Raw genomic sequence first — 16,950 nt, 5'->3', positions numbered from 1 at the left:
AGATTCAGAAGCGGCGGTGTTGACGTTCTGTGTGTTCATGCTGGTTCTCCTGTTGTCGGTTGCTGAAACCATGTTTCGGTGAGTTCATCGCGGCGAAGGGCAAAGGAGCAACGGCGGGTGCACGAACGCACGAGCGTCACCGCAGGCCGCAGCGCAAGCGAGCCGCAGGCGAGTGCGAACGGGCGAGGAACGGCGAAGCGAACTCTTGCGGGCGGGCATCCCGGCGGTGCTACGACCAGCCCTCCGCGAAGAACCGCCGGAACATGGGCTGCCGGTATGGAGGTGAGCAGGAACGCACCCCGGACGGCTTTGCCGGTCCGGGCCTCAGCGACCACGTCTTACGTGGCCAGTGAACGCACCGGCGCAAGCCGGTTGCAGGGGCTGACTTGGCCGTTTGCCATCAGACCCTAGCCGCCAGGCCCGAAACGCCACGGGCGGTTCGGCGGAGCTTACCGGCTTTGCCGGTTAGCGCAGTCGGGCTCGACGACTGCCCGCCAGGGCAGGAGCCGAAGGGGGACATAAGAGGTTTTATACGCCTGGCACTGATTGCGCCCCCTGATAAATAGCGAGACAACCATTACGTGAGCAGTTTCAGCATCAGGAATACTGGCCAGAATATGAAACAGTGCCCGGGTGACTGACATCACAGGCGAAGGGAGATGACCGGTGCGCCAGCACCGGTAACGTCCTGCCCGCAGGGCTGCCCTCTTTGCCGGAGCGTAAAGGTCCTGCTCTGCCACATACCGCCTGCAGGTAACAAAAAAAGCCCCCTGCGGGGCTCCGTTCACTCATTGCGCTGGGCAACCTGATTCATACTAAGCAGCGCCTCGCCCCCGCCAGGCTTTACAGGTGCAGGATGAATAAAGGCCGCTATCGCCGCGATGACTTCCGGGTGCCCCTGCCAGGCTTCATCCACAATCGTCCTGCTCATATCCTTCACTTTGCTGCGCAGCTGACGCGCTGTTTCATAGTTACACCAGTAGCTTTCAGCTCGCGCTTTTTTAAGCATTTCATCCTGTGCCGCCCGGATGCGGGCCTTTTCTTCCGGGCCAGTAATATCCGCATGCCAGCTGAGATCGGCCGGGTCCCCTGTCAGAACCGTATTGTTTTTTTCGTCGCTGATAACAATGCGGATCGGACGGAAGCTGATCGGTCCCGTATCGCGTCCAAAATTCTCATCAAAGTAGTCAACGCCCTCCTCGCGCGAATTCCACTCATCCTTAAGCCATGCCGCTTTGGCAAGTTCAAGCGCCTGCGCCACAGTCCAGGCTCGGCCCAGATGAATGCTACTGTCCGTCCAGTAAGTTTTATCCAGTGAAAATTCGTCCGGATAAACCTTTTCCCCCCACATCTCGACGCTAAAGGGTTTCATGGTTTCCTGAATTTGTGTCAGACACTGCGCCTTCCGGGATGCCGACGCAGCCTTGTATTCCTCCAGTGTTGGCAGCACTACGGGGTATAAGGTCGGATCCAGCTCGGTTATCATCTCATCTGCTGCGCACACCAATTCATACACGGTCGGTGAGCTGATGGCACCCATTGCTGCCAGCATCTCGATCCTATCCTGCGCAATCATCGGGACATCCTCGCGTAAATCCTCACCCCCGATGCCAAGCCGCTCTAACGCACAGAAAGCCATCATCTCGCCTTCCAGGCGGGCAAGGTCGGCCAGCGCAGCAATCTTCCGCGTGAAATAGACGGATTCAGGGGTTTTTACCCATGTTTCGGAAGATTCAGAAGCGGCGGTGTTGACGTTCTGTGTGTTCATGCTGGTTCTCCTGTTGTCGGTTGCTGAAACCATGTTTCGGTGAGTTCATCGCGGCGAAGGGCAAAGGAGCAACGGCGGGTGCACGAACGCACGAGCGTCACCGCAGGCCGCAGCGCAAGCGAGCCGCAGGCGAGTGCGAACGGGCGAGGAACGGCGAAGCGAACTCTTGCGGGCGGGCATCCCGGCGGTGCTACGACCAGCCCTCCGCGAAGAACCGCCGGAACATGGGCTGCCGGTTTGGAGGTGAGCAGGAACGCACCCCGGACGGCTTTGCCGATCCGGGCCTCAGCGGCCACGTCCTGCGTGGCCAGTGAACGCGCGGGCGAAAGCCCGCTGCAGGGGTTGATTTGGCCGTTGCCATCAGACCCTAGCCGCCAGGCCCGAAACGCCACGGGCGGTTCGGCGGAGCTTACCGGCTTTGCCGGTTAGCGCAGTCGGGCTCGACGCCCCGGCTTGCCGGGAAGCCGGAGGGGGCCATGCTCTGGCAGTGGCAGAATCAGTCTGGATAACAGAAATGGCAGGGGATCAGCCCCGATAGCCGGTGGGATAACTGATATTGTAAGAATGGATGCAGCAGGAGGTGACCGGACAGGTGTAGGTGGAGGGCCGGTGCGTCAGCACCGGTTCTGCCCTGCCCGCAGGGCTACCGGTCTTTTACAGCCCTCAGCCAGAAAGGGCGCTGGTGCCCTTCCCGGCACGTTAAACCAGGTTAACCGAAAAAAATCGTCGCCGCGTTCACACCGCACGCGCGTGCATATCGGGACAGGTTTTCGACGCTGGCCGATGTGATATTTTTTTCCATGCGGGACAGCGTGGAAGGTGCAATGCCCATTCTGGCAGCCACATCCGCGCTGTTCAGCCCGGCATGGCTGCGCCATTCAGCCAGCAGCTCCTGAAGACGCTCTTTCCGGGCCTCGGCCTCGTAGGCTGCCCTGAAATCTTCGCTCTGCATCAGTCTGGCTTTCATCTCTGCCAGGGTTTTATGCGCCATTGATCATGTCCTCCAGTCTGCGCCACGCCAGATCAATCTCTGCCGGTGGCGTTTTAGGTGTTTTCTTGATGAAAATACGCAACACGAAGATATTCTGACCGGTCTGATAGACCCATAATCCGCGTGCGATATCACCGCCCATCGTGCGTACTTCAAACAGGCCGTTACCGAGCGGTTTGCAGTGCGGCTCTCTCAGAGAACGGGGATTTTTTTCCAGCTTCTCCAGCAGGCGCAGCATTTTGGCGGCAATCTCTGCGGGTAAGGCTTCCAGTTCGTTACCGGCATCGTCGTGCAGTTTTACGTTAAACAATTTATCTCCTCCGTGAACGTAATAATAGCAATAATGCTAAGTTAGCACAAAGACTAACTTAGCATATATGCTAACAAAACTTACTGTAGCTGTTCCCGGCACTGTCCTGATGGTCTCATGCATCGCTCTGATTCAGCGGGGCGCTGTCACCCCCGTTTCGTTCTCATGCCCGGCACCAGACTGGTGCCGGGTCCCGCTTTTCTGCAGATAATAACCCGTCGATTCCAGGTTGCTTTCCAGTCGGAATAGCCGCCGCCTTCGCGCAGCGGCGACAGGTTTACCAGATTTTCTGCCAGCCCGTTGAGAATGAGGATGCGCTCAACGGCTTCAAACCAGCTTTCATTGTGACCAACCGGAAACCACAGGTTGTCATTTACGCCGCTCAGCAGTGGGTGATCGCAGAAGTGTACGCACCGCCCCTGCGGCGTCATACTGCCCGTTACGATGCCGGAGGCGCGGACCGTTTCGGTAAGCGCGCTGCGCGCCAGCCGTTCGACAATATCGTTCCAGCACCAGTCACCATCCGGCACCGGTAGCTCAGCGTGCCGCAGCGACTGGCCCCCGGCCCGTGCGGCAAGGCGAGCCACATCGGCCACGCACTGATCACCGGTTGCGCCGTCCGCTGCGCACACGTAATGCCCGTGGTGCCAGAAAGATTCAGCGCCGTTGTCGAGGCGGATAAGACAGTACACGCCCAGCACGCGGACGATGTCCTCCTGCGCAACGGGCGTCATGCCATCTGCACTGTCTGCATTGCTGAGGTGGCTCATGGCTGACTCTCCATCTGCTGACGCACGGCGCGCATAAAGTATGGCCAGCTGCTGAACGTCATTTTCGGGACGCGTACGCCGCGACCACTGTTAAAGCCTTTTACAAACGCCTGTGCCTGTGCGACGATTTGCGGGTCAAAATTCATATAACTCTCCTGAGCTTTTTGGTTTTGATGTGGCCGCCAGGCGCTAACTGGCGACCGTGAAGATGGCAGGGGCAACCCTGCCTTTTTTACGCCTGCTGTTTGCCGGTGTCCGGCGACAGCCCGGCGCTGATGTCGTTAAGTCTCGCCGCCAGACTGCTGCTGGCGCGCCCCCAAACCACCTCTCCCCGGCTGCCAAACTGTGCGTGCACGATATGACTCGCCACGATCCACGCGCGAAACGACGACAGCGGCAGCGCGTTGCCCTGTACGGTGTCGGCCACCTGCTGCGCCATGTCGTGCAGCGTGAACCGTAAAAATTCGTGTTCTTCGCTGGCGCTGAGACGGTGCTTACCCAGCTCGGTCAGCGCCGCAAGACTCTCTGTAAGGCCCGGCGTCAGCCCGGGGATTTCTGTCTGAACGCCCGCCTGAGCGGCACCGGTATGCTGTTTTTTCATCCTGTCTTTCTCCCGTTGTCAGTATTCAGTGCTTTTTCGCCGCTGGTCTCAGTACACGTCCGCCACATACATCGCATGACCCGCCCCCCATGTTTTGGGAGATTCTGGCGTGGCGGTTTTGACGTTGACGTTGTGTGTGTTCATGGCATTTCTCCTGCTGAGGTGGTGTGTCATGTTTCGGTCGATCCAGTCGCGGCGAAGGGCAAAGGAGCAACGATGGGCGCACGAACGCACGAGCGTCACCGCAGGCCGCAGCGCAAGCGAGCCACAGGCGAGTGCGAACGGACGAGGAACGGCGAAGCGAACTCTTGCGGACGGGTGTCCCGGCGGTGCTACGACCAGCCCTCCGCGCCTGGACTGACCGGAACAGGCCCGCCGCGCACGAAAACGGCATGAACACACCCCGGACGGCTTTGCCGGTCCGGGCCTCAGCGGCCACGTCTTACGTGGCCAGTGAACGCGCGGGCGAAAGCCCGCTGCAGGGGTTGACCTCAGACATCAGACCCTAGCCGTCAGGCCCGAAACGCCCCGGGCGGTTCGGCGGAGCTTACCGGCTTTGCCGGTTAGCGCAGTCGGGCTCGACGCCCCGGCTTGCCGGGAAGCCGGAGGGGGCCATAGCGGAATTGACCTTGTTGCAGAAGATGAATCAGTAACGAAGGCACAAGCGTAAACGGCATGCGAAGACCAGCTGCCGGCAAGAACAAGGCAGTAAAAGGATCCGTAGCACCTGAGACAGCAGATACAGGCAAAGGGAGATGGCTGGCGCGTCAGCGCCGGCTTATCCCTGCCCTGCACGCCACCAGTATGTTAATCGTGCGCAATTGAATACGCAGTGCCTTTACCGGCCCTGTCTTTAGAAAACGACTTTTTCATCCAGTTCAGAGAGATAATGCATTTCCGCCATGCTGACCAGGGCTGAAAATGTTATCTCGCCACCCGTAATGCCTTCCTGCTCACACAGGTGCATGAGATTTGCAATCAGGTCCTGCACTGACGTAAATGCGTCTTCATTTTTACTATCCAGCCCGGTGCGCTTTGCAAAAACCCATAGCGCCTCCGCAGCCGTTATTGCCCGATCGGTGTTACCCCATATCAGTGCAGGCCGTTCCGTGCCTTTTGCCATCTCAGCAATCGCCTCGATTGTTTCCATGCGCACCGGTTCGCGGGTATCGGTTAAGGCAGGGTTTACTGTGTAATTATCGATTGATAAAGTCTGTGCTGAAGACATGTTGATTTACTCTATGTTAATCAATGGTTCTGTGAAGCCCTGATTTCGTCGCGGAAGTCGGGAGCGGGGGCAGGCAGGGTTCATACCCTGCCTTTTTTTTATGTGTTATGTGGAGCTGGCGTACTACTTTTAACTCTGCATCCGGTCAGCCCCGATTATTGATGTGCCCAAGTTGTGCCAGCGATGTTGTTTCATTGCCTGCAACAATGATGTGATCCAGAAGCCGCACTTCGACCAGCTGTAATGCATCTTTAATCCGTACCGTAATGGTGTTGTCTGCTTTAGATGGTTTTGGTGTGAATGATGGGTGGTTATGGCTCAGGATCACCGCAGCTGCATTAAGACGCATCGCCGCACGGACAATCTCTCGTGGATGGACTTCGACGCTATTCACGCTTCCAGCAAAAATCTCTTCGTAAGCAATCAGCTGATTTTGATTATTGAGAAACGCCACGGCAAAAACCTCTCTATCGCGACCGGCAAGTTTTGCCCTGAAGAACTCTCCTGATACCTCAGAGGATTCGAAGGTGGTACCAGTGGGATAGCGAACATCAATAGCGCGCATTGCCTCAGCCAGGACCTGCGCTGCCGACGCCATCATAAAGTTCCCGTGCGCATCGCGTACGTGAAGCTGACTGAAAAAGTGAACATTGCTTCCAGGCATTTCTGATGATGATTCTTGAGTTGACTGAGCCGCGGTGTTGACGTTTTGCTGTGACATGTTGCTTCTCCAGTTGGGATGAAAATGATGATTCTTTGAGATTCCTCGCCGCGAAAAGCAGAACTGTCGTGCGGGCGGAAGAGCGCAAGGGGAAACGACAAGGCCGCAGCCCGAAGGGACCGGGTGCAGGCGTTTAGCTTGCGGCCCTGGCGTGATGACGCGCGTATGGCAGATTTCTGCGCGGCAGGGAAACTCAGAAGAGCATCAGGCATGACAGAGATGAACAGGTCACAGCCCCGGACGGCTCTGCCGTACCGGGCCTCAGCGGCCACGTCTTACGTGGCCAGTGAACGCGCGGGCGAAAGCCCGCTGCAGGGGAGTTATTTGGTCGTTGCCATCAGACCCTAGCCGTCAGGCCCGAAACGCCACGGGCGGTTCGGCGGAGCTTACCGGCTTTGCCGGTTAGCGCAGTCGGGCTCGACGACCCGGCTTGCCGGGAAGCCGAAGGGGGCCAGCAGGGGTTAATGCAGTTGTGCCTGAAGACGTGGAAGAGTCAGATGCAATTAAGATTGAACAGCTGCAACAGCCAGGGAAGCAGGGGCGCTCAGCAGCGAGAGTAAAGCAACCGCATGCGAAAGGTGAAGGCCGGTGCGGCAGCACCGGCTTTATCTGGCACGCAGTGCCTGCCTTGCTTTCAGCCGGTGCAATGAGCAGTCGCAGCAGTTATGCACCTTTGCCGGTCTGCGCATCCCGCGCCACTCCCTGCATACCCGGATGCAGTGGCACACCGGAAACATCGGTGGACTCCCGGGCCTTATACAAATCACAGGCAGCCTGCATCGATAACCACAGGCGCGCAGCGATCCCCAGCCCGGCCTCAAGACGTACAGCCATTTCCGGACTGACAGACGCCTTGCCGTTCGCAACCTTGCTAAGCGCCGGTGCCGATACGCCCAGTTCTTTAGCCAGGACACGCAGGCCGATGTTGTTATCTTCCATATACTCGGTGATCAGACCGCCCGGATGCGGGGGATTGTACATAGCCATCAGTGATAGTCCTCCAGGTTGAGAATGTATGCGTCGCCGTCCGTGAATTCGAACGTAATACGCCAGTTTGCCCTGACAGTGATTGAAAACAGGTTTCTGCGGTCACCTTTGAGGGGGTGGAAACGGAACCCCGGATAGTTTCTGAATTCATCCGTTGAGATCGCTTCATCAATAACCAGCAACCGCATGCGGATACGTTCGGCATCCTGTGCCTGTACGCCACTGATATCGCCTTTTTCAAAGAGCTTTTGCAGCCCCTTATGCTTCCAGCTTTTAATCACGCCCTGCCTCCGTGTTTCGTTTCGAGAAACAGTATATCACATGTTTCTCATTGCGAAACACTCTTCGGATATTATTTAATGCCCGATTCAGCCAGATGAGGCATGGGCGGCATATAGCCGCCCGAGAGCCTCTTATCAGACTTTTTTAGCTGATACGCTGGATAAAATCCCGCATTGCTTTGACCCGGCGCTGAGCAGACAACCGCTCTTCAAAGTCGTTAAGGTAATAAACGGGTGTGTAACGAACCCGACTTAACTGCAATGTAAGCGTGTTGCCTGTGGTTACCTCGGCGGCAATACCCAGCAGAGAAAGCTGAATAAATGCCATATCCGCCGCAATCGGATCGATATCGATGCAACTGACAAACATCTGCATAGAAGGGTTAAGCCCTGACTCAAGCATGCATTCGGCATAGGCGATAACCATTCCTCCCGCCCCACAGGTGGGTTCAGACAATGTAAAAAATCCCTCTCGTTCAATGGTCTCTTTCACGCCAGGCATCAGCATTCGCGCCATCATCGATTGCACGCAATACGGGGTAAAATACTGGCCGCGCCGATCGTCGCCCAGCTCCAGCTCCATAAAAATCGCCCCCAGAAAATCGTGAAATTCTGCCTCCAGTGCACAAACCATCAACTGGAACAGCTCGTGCATGTTTTGGATATCGGCAGCGCTGTAGCGATCGCAGATTTTGCGACACCGATCCACACTTTCAGGCGATCGTATCCGGGCGATATCCAGCTCGCTGGCGCATAGCGTAATGAAATCGCTGAACACATCCCAGCGGCGAAGATGATTGCCCGTATCCCGGAACACGCGGATAAATTGTCGCCGCGAGGCGTCAAGACTCATCATCCGTGGAACAACGGCAGGCGCCGGAACCAAAGATACCGGAGCAGTAGACGGCAGGCGGTCTTTTGACTGATCAAAAAATTCGGCAAAGCTCAACTGTGACATGAATTTATCCTTTTCATTGCCGCCCCTCCGGGGCGGCACGTTTCACATCACGCGAGGCCAGGGCCAGCGTAGACCTTCGTCATAAACTGCTGCCAGTGCTCCAGCTTCAGGGCTGGAACGCGGGCGCGTTTTCCATTACGAAGGGCATTTACAAAAGATTCCGCCTGTGACACGATCACCGGGTCGAATTTCATGGTTAGATCTCCATTAAGTTTGATGGTAGCTAGGGTGACGTTGCGAGCGTTTACCTGGCGGGAATGAAGCAGGCTTATGCCTGCTTTTTTCATTTCTGCTTCTGAGCAAGTTCCTCCTTAACGCGCGTCATAATCTGCGCATGGTTCAGATGGCTGTAATCGCGCAGCCGGTAATAACGCCCCCCTATGCGTGCAAAAATTTCCGTCACGCGCCCGCAATACATCTCATCGAGCATGAAACTCTCATATTCCCCGTTTTCACTTGTTGCCCAGCAGCGTGGGTACATCAGCCCAAGCGCATCGTGGTAGCGGTGTACATCAATTTCCTTCGGTGCACTGACTGCCGCCTGCTCACGACGCAACCAGTAGTTGTGATCGTCTTCAGCACTCACGGGGAAGCCGCTAAAAGCCCCCTCCGTTGCAGAGTAAAAAGCCGGGTTTACCCATGTTTCGGAAGATTCAGAAGCGGCGGTGTTGACGTTCTGTGTGTTCATGCTGGTTCTCCTGTTGTCGGTTGCTGAAACAATGTTTCGGTGAGTTCATCGCGGCGAAGGGCAAAGGAGCAACGACGGGTGCACGAACGCACGAGCGTCACCGCAGGCCGCAGCGCAAGCGAGCCGCAGGCGAGTGCGAACGGGCGAGGAACGGCGAAGCAAACTCTTGCGGGCGGGTGTCCCGGCGGTGCTACGACCAGCCCTCCGCGAAGAACTGCCGGAACATGGGCTGCCGGTATGGAGGTGAGCAGGAACGCACCCCGGACGGCTTTGCCGGTCCGGGCCTCAGCGGCCACGTCCTGCGTGGCCAGTGAACGCGCGGGCGAAAGCCCGCTGCAGGGGTTGATTTGGCCGTTGCCATCAGACCCTAGCCGCCAGGCCCGAAACGCCACGGGCGGTTCGGCGGAGCTAACCGGCTTTGCCGGTTAGCGTAGTCGGGCTCGACGCCCCGGCTTGCCGGGAAGCCGGAGGGGGCCATATCGTTACGCTGGTCTGCTTCTTTTAAAACCTGGAGATAAAGGATTTCTGGTTGTCTGCCGATAACAGCTGACGTCAACTTTAGGGAGATAACAGACATGCCGTCATTTTTTAACAATTCACTATCCCTGGCTGTTCTTACTTCAGCCTTAATCCTTTCAGGATGCTCAAACCTGTTGCCGCGACAGCACAAAGATTACACCGGTTCAGATGCTGCTACCCTGGTCATTCAACAGGAGGAAGTAGCCGGAATTGTTACCCTTCTTTATTATGAAAATAAAGGAGAATGCTACGACAGAATTGAGAGCTACACAGTCAGGCCCAATATGTTTGACTCGAGCAGAAGAATTTTCACCCTCAAGATTCAGCCCGGTAAACTTTTAGCCGTTCAACAGATCTATACCACCAAAAAACAATTTTACCCTTTAGGCCCCTTTTCCACTGTACAGGTCATAAAGAAGCTGCCTTTTATACCTCAGTCAGGAAAACGTTATTATTTTGCTGTTGATCGCGGCGTACACGAAATCCCGAATGATTATGTGATTACCAGTAATACCGATCCACAGAAAGTCATCAGCGAATTTCCCCAACCTGCCCAGCCCAGCTGGGATAGCACCAGAATCTGTCGGCATACCTGGGGAAATGAGTAGAACTTTGCGTACCACAGTCGCTTTCCCGCAGTATCATAAATATTACTGGGAGCGACTGTGACCCTTTTTACGCCCCTCGTTTAATCCCTGCGCCACACTGGACGTTCAGATGTTTCTGTCCATTACCCACACCTTTATCCCCCGTTTCTGTGGATAACCAACATCCAGTGTCTCCTGCAGCTGACCATCGCACCATATGATGTTCTGATTCATCATTGTGTCCTTTCTGCCGCCCCGCAGGGCGGCACTCCTTGTCAGGCCGCGTGCGCGGGCCCATCAGTGTCAGGTGTGATATCTGCCAGCACAGTCGTTTTTTGCTCAGGGGCTTTCATCCAGTCAGGTACCCATCGGGTATTCTGGAAATGAGCCTCAGCGAGATCAGCAGCATCTCCCTTCTTCATTTTTTCAGCATCAGAAGCAGCGCCAGTCAGGCCAGCATCTTTAAGCACCGCAACTATCTGCGCGTGCTTCATGTCTGCGAAGAAGTTTTTACGAGTCGGATGCCACCAGTCACGCAGATGGAAACCAATAGCGGTTTCCAGCGTATTCAGCTTGCTGGTTGAAGTGCGCTGGCATTCGCGGGTTTGAACACCGTTCACAGAGCAGGCGGTGCAGTAGGCCATCAGTGACATCAACACGCCGCCCTCAAGGGCGAAGAACGTGGTGAAGTCCTGCTCCCACCCTTCCGGAAGTAGCGCCTCGAGGCGAGCTCTCTCCTGCATTAGCGCAATAAATGCCGCGCCATCTTTTCCTGTCGGCGCATCAGCAGTAAGTGATGAATGAGATACGGTTATGTTTATGCTGAATGGATGCTGAATCCCCCAACTACGAGAGAAGACTTGTGAACACAGACGCCAGACCATGAGCGCCACGGCTTTTTCAGGCTGCTGCATCAGCGCTGCCTGTACGGCAAGTGTCCGCTCTGAGGACATTTTTGTTAGCTGAGGCAGGCTCACGCCTTCAGCTACGTCCGGATCGCGATGACCGAAGATGCTGCCAGACATTTCAGTTTCTGGGGTTTCAGTCAGGTCAGCTTTACGGCGTATGCCGCGCTGAACGGTAATTTCGCCATACTGGAGACTGACCACTACACCCGCATTAATTTTCATTTCATCAGTCCATGCCCGGGCTCCTGCGGCCTGTTCAATTGCATTAATTTCAGCTTCGACGGCATCCAGTTCTGGGCCCGGCTCATTAATTTCGTTGTATTTATCCTGCAGCTCATCGAGTCGTGCAGATTCTTCTTTGGTGTAGGCTGATTCAGGTTCGTCAGCAATAACGTAAGTCTTGCCATCTTCACCGTAATGACTGACCTCTAATAAACGCCCCATACTCCACGCCCAGCCTTCGCGCTGTTCAATTTCACGCGCGGCATTACTGAGCTTTTCCAGAGCAAGGCGCTCAGTCAGTGCACGTTCAGCCGTACCCTCGCCTTCCTGCTGACTGAAAAGATCTTCACGCACCACGCCGCCTGCCACTTCATAATCCTCACGACCAACGAACTCAAAAAGCGGGCTGGTAAGGCTGATTTCCGTATCAATGATGCGCGTTTTGAGTGCGTGAGCGGGAGCATGTGACCAGCTGGCACATACACTCTCAAATACCTCAACCTGGCGAACCTGATCGTCTTCAAGGCAAAGAGCCTGACATTGCTCAACATTAAGCTTGTCTTCTGCCAGCAGTGTAAGCAGTGAGGGTGCCAGATTGGTCAGCTTAAGCATGCGCTGAACATGGCGGGCACTGAAACCAAGTTCTGCACCGATTTGTGATGCGGTATTACCCTGGGCTGCCAGCTTACTGAAACCGTGGATCTGTTCAGCAGGATGCATTGCCACGCGCTGCTCGTTTTCCGCCACCGTGGCAATCAGCGCCAGTTCCTCAGAAACACGCTTAACTGCAACGGGATGGTCCTCGCTCAGGCGCTGCTCACTGCACAGCAGCTGCATCGCGGTCAGGCGGCGACCGCCAGCTGCTACGCCGGATTTCCCGTCAGGAAGAGTATGTACCACCAGGTTGTGCAGCAGACCGATGGCTTCAATGGTGTTGGCCAGCCCACGAACGCTTTCAACCGGATATGGGAGCGTACGTGCGTTAAGCGGAGATTTAACAAGATCGGACAGCGGAACAAATTCCATTCCTGCTGCATCGAGAGCGAGTTTTAGTGCGGCTTTCTCCGCTGCGCTGGTTTTCTTAACGGTGGCTTTCTTATCGTTCACTGTTTTAACATCGGCTGCTGACATTGCTGATATCCCTTATTTATTGATGACTGCCTGCCCTGCGAAGTTAGCGCTCATACAGGGCACCTGATTACTGCCCTTGCCTTTTAGCCCATCACCCGTTGAGTTACGGGAGCCGCGGTGTTGACGTTTTTGCGGAACCTGCCTGACTGTTCCCTTGGTATGACCTTCACCCGTTTGAGAACCTTCGCCGCGAGGGCGTAAACGAGCATGGCCCGGTGCAGATGTCCGGGGGTGAGCGGGAAAAATTTTCCGGTCTAATGGAGCCTGCGGAATGGCCGGGAAATATTTGCTGCGAAAGGCCTGCCGTCCCATGGACAGCAAAGCGGGTTGTGCTTGTATCAGCCCCGACGAGAGGTACTTAAACGGTGAAATGGATCCGGGAATAATTCGGCAGGGGTCGTCGCAATGGCGGGAAGCGCGGCAGCGCGAAACGGCATTGCGCCTTACATCCCGGCGATCGCAGTTGGTGTTATAGCCGGGATGGTGAGAGCGCCGGACACGGCGCGACCGCGGCGCAGCCGGAACGGCTGCTGCAAGCGGGAGGTGCGTCATGAGGATGTCATCATATGGCTTATGAAGACATTACTAAGATCGCGGTGTGTTAATGAACGGGGTGTAGGTCATGAATGTGATGAGATTGATGGTCAAACACCACTCAAACTCCCATATTCGCTTCTCGCTCAAAGCTGCCAGTCAGTCCCTTTGATTTATTGAAGATGTTTCAGTTTCCGTTCTGCATTCCTGGTCAGAAACGCAGTTTGTCCAGGGATGCACAGAATTAACTGTATTGGTTCTGATTTTCCTGAAAGTGGTTCGGTTTGGTTAGGTCAGGGCTGTATCTCGGCAGACGTTCCTGAAAAGTGGTTCACTGGACAGAATATGCGGTCTATTCAGGACGTGACTGTATCAACGCACTGAGTCTCTGAGGCATAGATGGTGCGTGACTTTTTCTACGCCAGTTAAAGCAACAAAACCAGCTCGTTCATAGAAAGTGAATGCCGATGGAGGCGCGTTTGTGTTGATAAAATCAAGTCAGTGGCCAGAATCCTTAAGTATCTCACTGAGCAGGACACTACCAACCTGCCTTTTTCTCCATCCTGAGTCTACATAGAGATGTCGCAGACGTCCGATGCCAGTTTTTAGCGTAAATGGGTCGATGTTGAGTCCACAAACGCCAACTATTAATCCATCTACAGAAGCCCCAATTAGTTTTTCTCCGGGTTTATCAAAGCGGTTCTGTCCGCTAAGCCAGTTATCTTCCAGTCGGCGTAACATGTTAAATCCTTCAGCCATCCTCTGCGATCTTAACTCTGCAAATCCTGGGTTGTCCGGGGTGACGTTTGTTAGTGGGATGTCCATGATTCTTCCAGTGATTTCAATCTGCATAGTCTGGACAGAATGACGATTGTGTCCAGTATGACAATGGCACTCTCATACATCTAATGCCATCAATGTCCGCTCTGTGCAAGAAGCGGACGTTGCAAACAATAGGAGCTGTCTTCAGGTCTGACTTAAGGTTTTCGCTCATGATTTTGGTCCTCCAGGAATCAGGGGCGATTAATATTTTATTTTTTTAGCGTGTATGAGACCATGTAGATATGCTATTTAGAAATGCAAGTTAAGGAAAAATTTTTGCGTAATAATTTTTCTAACAATCTACTTTATTTTTTCAAAACAAAGTGGATTAAATATGTTGTTCCTAGCGCGGTAGTTACAGTTGCGATTGCAACTGGCATTAACGCTATACATGATAGCTGGAGCATGATATCTAATGTATTCCGTCCTGAACCGCTAAAAGTTATCAACGCTCGCCTTCAACCTTTCAGAATATCGCCTTTAGTGAGACATTCCGTTGATGATGCTTTTCTTATTCTAACTGTCAGGAACTATGGCAAGGAGCCGCTTATGTTAATTAGCGCCGATGCAGACATAGTGGGCGGTATGTATTCAGGGAAAGGTAAAGCTGGTTCACAAGGGAAATGTGTATTCGGTGCAGATGCTAACGTGAATACTCCACTGGCTATTAGACCTGGCGATACCGTAGAAATTGAGATAGGCGGTGCAATCCGGCTTGAAAATTTGCACAACCTTATGGATCTCCTTCCTGTAAGTCAGATACATTTATTCTTAGACGATCCTATTGGGATACATGAAACATTTTATGTTGACTACCTTAATAAGATTTTTGAAAACTATTATGGCGCCCACACTGAAGTTGTTGCCAACCTTTTTACTGGCGAAAACAGTGATAAACATACCTTCAACTTCAAACTATCACAGGGAAAGGATCTTTTTTCAAAAGATGGGCATCTGCATCATGACTGGTTAATCGCTAGGTGGCTAGGCCCGCCATTAAAAATGTCTACTCAGAAAAAAGATGATTGTACCTAGTCCCTCTACCGATTCGCTAATCATCAATACTGATCCTGTTCTGCATACCTAACACTCTGACGGCGATTTATTATAATATGTTCATTAAACCAAAGCATGAGTACTAAAATGCACAATTTGTTAAATATCACCTGTTCCCAGTAGATATACACGGTATGGTTAGCAAGATCCATGGCGACTCAATTACGAATGTCCGCTTATTGCTCATAGCGGACCTTACCGCTTCGTGCCATTAGGAGACATTCATTTAGAAAACTCACAGGTACTGTTGAGGGGCAAATAAAGCCCCCCTTCATTATTTGCCTGTTCAGAAAATTCAGTTTCCTCTTAATGCACCGCCATCCACATATATAGCGTCTGAGCTGTAATCAACGCCGCATCCTCAGACATAAGAACTGCGATAGTTGCCGCAATCTCATCCGGCTAACCAAATCGTTTCATTGGCACGCCATTGAGACATCGCTGCTCCCCCGCAGTTTCCTCCGGATTATTGGCGCGAAAAAGCTCTGTTACTGTGGGTTCCGGTGCAACCGCATAATAGAATTTTGCGCGGGTAGGGGCTGACCACAGGCGATATGATTAGTGATCGGCGGCAAGGGGCGGCCCGAAGGCTGCCCCTACGAGAACGCTACGATAACTTCGATAAAGAGGCTTTTAAGCGCTGGCACGCCTCTCTCAGCAGACCATCCTCCACCGCATAAGCAATACGCAGATAACCCGGTGTGCCAAACGCTGAACCGTGCAGTAGCGCCACCTGGGCATCCTGCAACAGCCAGCTGGCGACGGCTTTATCATTGGCCAACACTTCACCTTGAGGCGTGCTGCGGCCAATCAGCGCGGTGCAGTTGGCAAAGATATAAAATGCCCCTTGCGGTGCGCTAGCGCTCAAGCCATTGCTGGCGGCGATAGTCTCCAGTACCTGCTGGCGACGGCGATCGAGCACCGCAATCCACTCCGCCAAAAATGTTGCGGGCTGCTGCAACGCCACCACCGCTGCCGCCTGCGAAATGCTGCTCGGGTTTGAGGTGCTCTGCGATTGTAAGATTTGCATGGCATTGATCAGCCATGCCGGACCCGCCGCGTAACCCAGTCGCCAGCCGGTCATGGCGTGACTTTTGGAGACGCCGTTGATAGTCAAGGTGCGGTCGGCAAGCTGCGGTGCCACCTGCGCGAAGGTGCTGAACGGTGTGTTGTCATAACGCAGCGGTTCGTAGATATCATCCGCCATAATCAGCACCTGAGGATGTCCGGACAGCACATTGGCCAGCGCTTGTAACTCCTGTGCGCTGTAGACGGCCCCGGTAGGATTGCCGGGCGAGTTGAGGATCACCCAACGAGTGGCGGGCGTCAGTGCTGCAGCTAAGTCTTGAGGTTGCAACTTCCAGCCCTGCTGCTCATGGCACGGCACAATTACCGGCTCCCCTTCAGCCAGCGTCACCATATCGGGATAGGAAACCCAGTACGGCGCGGGGATGATCACTTCCTGTCCGGCATCCAGCGTGGCGAGCAGCGCGTTGAAAATCAACTGCTTGGCTCCGCTGCCCGCAATGATCTCCTGCGGGTTAAAACTGAGCTGATTATCACGCGCAAACTTATTGGAAATCGCCTGTTTCAGTTCGCTGGTACCTGAGACTGCGGTGTATTTGGTTTGCTGCTGCACGATGGCGGCAATCCCGGCGTAGCTGATATTGGCGGGCGTGGCAAAATCCAGTTCCCCTTCTCCCAGGTTAATCACTGCATTGCCTGCCGCTTCCAGGGCGCGCACCTGGTCGGAAATGGTGGCGGTGGGCGACGGGCGGACACGCTGCATACGTCGGGCCAGTTGCTGACTGTTCATAAATCCTCTTTTGTATATATTGTTTCAACTAATACAAGTAACCACCCAACAA

17 protein-coding genes and 1 pseudogene are annotated in these 16,950 nt (G+C 54.3%); 2 read left to right on the top strand and 16 right to left on the bottom strand.

The features are described 5' to 3' along the window. Positions 1–784 precede the first annotated feature (784 nt). From ACIP6T_RS24245 to ACIP6T_RS24185, 13 genes are all read right to left on the bottom strand, one after another. Positions 785–1,768: a hypothetical protein gene (locus ACIP6T_RS24245; protein WP_400459710.1), complete on the bottom strand. Its 984-nt coding sequence runs from the start codon at positions 1,766–1,768 to the stop codon at positions 785–787. Between the two features lie 709 nt (positions 1,769–2,477). Further along, positions 2,478–2,759, bottom strand: a complete 282-nt coding sequence (locus ACIP6T_RS24240) for a helix-turn-helix transcriptional regulator (RefSeq protein ID WP_097098433.1) — start codon at positions 2,757–2,759, stop codon at positions 2,478–2,480. After that, positions 2,749–3,069, bottom strand: a complete 321-nt coding sequence (locus ACIP6T_RS24235; protein ID WP_097098432.1) for a type II toxin-antitoxin system RelE/ParE family toxin — start codon at positions 3,067–3,069, stop codon at positions 2,749–2,751. Before ACIP6T_RS24235 ends, ACIP6T_RS24240 begins: the two co-directional genes overlap by 11 nt. A 146-nt stretch (positions 3,070–3,215) precedes the next feature. Beyond that, positions 3,216–3,839 (bottom strand): hypothetical protein, encoded by a 624-nt coding sequence (locus ACIP6T_RS24230; protein WP_400459706.1) that lies wholly within the window; start codon positions 3,837–3,839, stop codon positions 3,216–3,218. Further along, complete coding sequence (locus ACIP6T_RS24225; protein WP_400459703.1) at positions 3,836–3,985, bottom strand: succinate dehydrogenase flavoprotein subunit; 150 nt, start codon at positions 3,983–3,985, stop codon at positions 3,836–3,838. Before ACIP6T_RS24225 ends, ACIP6T_RS24230 begins: the two co-directional genes overlap by 4 nt. Before the next feature lie 86 nt (positions 3,986–4,071). Further along, entirely contained in the window at positions 4,072–4,440 is a 369-nt protein-coding gene (locus ACIP6T_RS24220) for a hypothetical protein (protein ID WP_400459700.1), read from the bottom strand. Between the two features lie 853 nt (positions 4,441–5,293). Next, positions 5,294–5,668, bottom strand: a complete 375-nt coding sequence (locus tag ACIP6T_RS24215) for a hypothetical protein (RefSeq protein WP_400459697.1) — start codon at positions 5,666–5,668, stop codon at positions 5,294–5,296. A 145-nt stretch (positions 5,669–5,813) separates the two neighbouring features. Beyond that, positions 5,814–6,332 (bottom strand): DNA repair protein RadC, encoded by a 519-nt coding sequence (gene radC / locus ACIP6T_RS24210; protein WP_400459736.1) that lies wholly within the window; start codon positions 6,330–6,332, stop codon positions 5,814–5,816. A gap of 720 nt (positions 6,333–7,052) precedes the next feature. Further along, complete coding sequence (locus ACIP6T_RS24205; protein ID WP_097098426.1) at positions 7,053–7,376, bottom strand: HigA family addiction module antitoxin; 324 nt, start codon at positions 7,374–7,376, stop codon at positions 7,053–7,055. Further along, positions 7,376–7,657 carry a type II toxin-antitoxin system RelE/ParE family toxin gene (locus tag ACIP6T_RS24200; protein ID WP_097098425.1) on the bottom strand — a complete coding sequence of 94 codons (282 nt, stop codon included), beginning with the start codon at positions 7,655–7,657 and terminating at the stop codon, positions 7,376–7,378. The genes ACIP6T_RS24205 and ACIP6T_RS24200 overlap by 1 nt, the downstream gene beginning before the upstream one ends. A 145-nt stretch (positions 7,658–7,802) precedes the next feature. Beyond that, entirely contained in the window at positions 7,803–8,615 is an 813-nt protein-coding gene (locus ACIP6T_RS24195) for an N-6 DNA methylase (protein WP_400459693.1), read from the bottom strand. A 47-nt stretch (positions 8,616–8,662) separates the two neighbouring features. Then, positions 8,663–8,809, bottom strand: a complete 147-nt coding sequence (locus tag ACIP6T_RS24190; protein ID WP_400459733.1) for a succinate dehydrogenase flavoprotein subunit — start codon at positions 8,807–8,809, stop codon at positions 8,663–8,665. A gap of 89 nt (positions 8,810–8,898) precedes the next feature. Further along, positions 8,899–9,303 (bottom strand): hypothetical protein, encoded by a 405-nt coding sequence (locus ACIP6T_RS24185; protein WP_400459690.1) that lies wholly within the window; start codon positions 9,301–9,303, stop codon positions 8,899–8,901. A gap of 575 nt (positions 9,304–9,878) precedes the next feature. Between ACIP6T_RS24185 and ACIP6T_RS24180 the strand changes: the two genes are divergently transcribed. Then, positions 9,879–10,430 carry a hypothetical protein gene (locus ACIP6T_RS24180; RefSeq protein ID WP_400459687.1) on the top strand — a complete coding sequence of 184 codons (552 nt, stop codon included), beginning with the start codon at positions 9,879–9,881 and terminating at the stop codon, positions 10,428–10,430. A gap of 254 nt (positions 10,431–10,684) precedes the next feature. Here ACIP6T_RS24180 and ACIP6T_RS24175 read toward each other — a convergent pair whose 3' ends face one another. Together ACIP6T_RS24175 and ACIP6T_RS24170 are read right to left on the bottom strand one after the other, a co-directional pair. After that, the gene (locus ACIP6T_RS24175) at positions 10,685–12,670 is read right to left on the bottom strand and encodes a ParB/RepB/Spo0J family partition protein (protein WP_400459684.1); all 1,986 of its coding nucleotides are present in this window, start codon (positions 12,668–12,670) and stop codon (positions 10,685–10,687) included. Positions 12,671–13,576: 906 nt separating this feature from the next. Then, positions 13,577–14,029, bottom strand: a pseudogene (locus tag ACIP6T_RS24170) (GNAT family N-acetyltransferase). 273 nt (positions 14,030–14,302) lie between these two features. On the opposite strand from ACIP6T_RS24170, the gene ACIP6T_RS24165 reads away from it, so the two are divergent. Next, positions 14,303–15,061, top strand: a complete 759-nt coding sequence (locus ACIP6T_RS24165; RefSeq protein WP_320204558.1) for a hypothetical protein — start codon at positions 14,303–14,305, stop codon at positions 15,059–15,061. A 628-nt stretch (positions 15,062–15,689) separates the two neighbouring features. On the opposite strand, the gene ACIP6T_RS24160 is transcribed toward ACIP6T_RS24165, so the two are convergent. Then, a complete protein-coding gene (locus tag ACIP6T_RS24160; RefSeq protein ID WP_097098420.1) occupies positions 15,690–16,898 on the bottom strand; it encodes a pyridoxal phosphate-dependent aminotransferase in 1,209 nt (402 codons plus the stop codon). Between the last annotated feature and the right edge of the window lie 52 nt (positions 16,899–16,950).

Origin of the sequence: Pantoea sp. NPDC088449 (assembly GCF_044753225.1) — a bacterium.
Taxonomy (GTDB): Bacteria; Pseudomonadota; Gammaproteobacteria; order Enterobacterales; family Enterobacteriaceae; genus Pantoea; species Pantoea floridensis.
The sequence above is the reverse complement of the archived record's forward strand: the minus strand, read 5'-3'. Positions and strand labels throughout refer to the sequence as shown.

Coding starts and splice junctions, on each gene's coding strand:
- ACIP6T_RS24175 (WP_400459684.1), bottom strand. CDS start 12,670: ATGTCAGCAGCCGATGTTAAAACAGTGAACGATAAGAAAGCCACCGTT.
- ACIP6T_RS24195 (WP_400459693.1), bottom strand. CDS start 8,615: ATGTCACAGTTGAGCTTTGCCGAATTTTTTGATCAGTCAAAAGACCGC.
- ACIP6T_RS24190 (WP_400459733.1), bottom strand. CDS start 8,809: ATGAAATTCGACCCGGTGATCGTGTCACAGGCGGAATCTTTTGTAAAT.
- ACIP6T_RS24245 (WP_400459710.1), bottom strand. CDS start 1,768: ATGAACACACAGAACGTCAACACCGCCGCTTCTGAATCTTCCGAAACA.
- radC (WP_400459736.1), bottom strand. CDS start 6,332: ATGCCTGGAAGCAATGTTCACTTTTTCAGTCAGCTTCACGTACGCGAT.
- ACIP6T_RS24205 (WP_097098426.1), bottom strand. CDS start 7,376: ATGGCTATGTACAATCCCCCGCATCCGGGCGGTCTGATCACCGAGTAT.
- ACIP6T_RS24240 (WP_097098433.1), bottom strand. CDS start 2,759: ATGGCGCATAAAACCCTGGCAGAGATGAAAGCCAGACTGATGCAGAGC.
- ACIP6T_RS24160 (WP_097098420.1), bottom strand. CDS start 16,898: ATGAACAGTCAGCAACTGGCCCGACGTATGCAGCGTGTCCGCCCGTCG.
- ACIP6T_RS24215 (WP_400459697.1), bottom strand. CDS start 5,668: ATGTCTTCAGCACAGACTTTATCAATCGATAATTACACAGTAAACCCT.
- ACIP6T_RS24225 (WP_400459703.1), bottom strand. CDS start 3,985: ATGAATTTTGACCCGCAAATCGTCGCACAGGCACAGGCGTTTGTAAAA.
- ACIP6T_RS24230 (WP_400459706.1), bottom strand. CDS start 3,839: ATGAGCCACCTCAGCAATGCAGACAGTGCAGATGGCATGACGCCCGTT.
- ACIP6T_RS24185 (WP_400459690.1), bottom strand. CDS start 9,303: ATGAACACACAGAACGTCAACACCGCCGCTTCTGAATCTTCCGAAACA.
- ACIP6T_RS24180 (WP_400459687.1), top strand. CDS start 9,879: ATGCCGTCATTTTTTAACAATTCACTATCCCTGGCTGTTCTTACTTCA.
- ACIP6T_RS24220 (WP_400459700.1), bottom strand. CDS start 4,440: ATGAAAAAACAGCATACCGGTGCCGCTCAGGCGGGCGTTCAGACAGAA.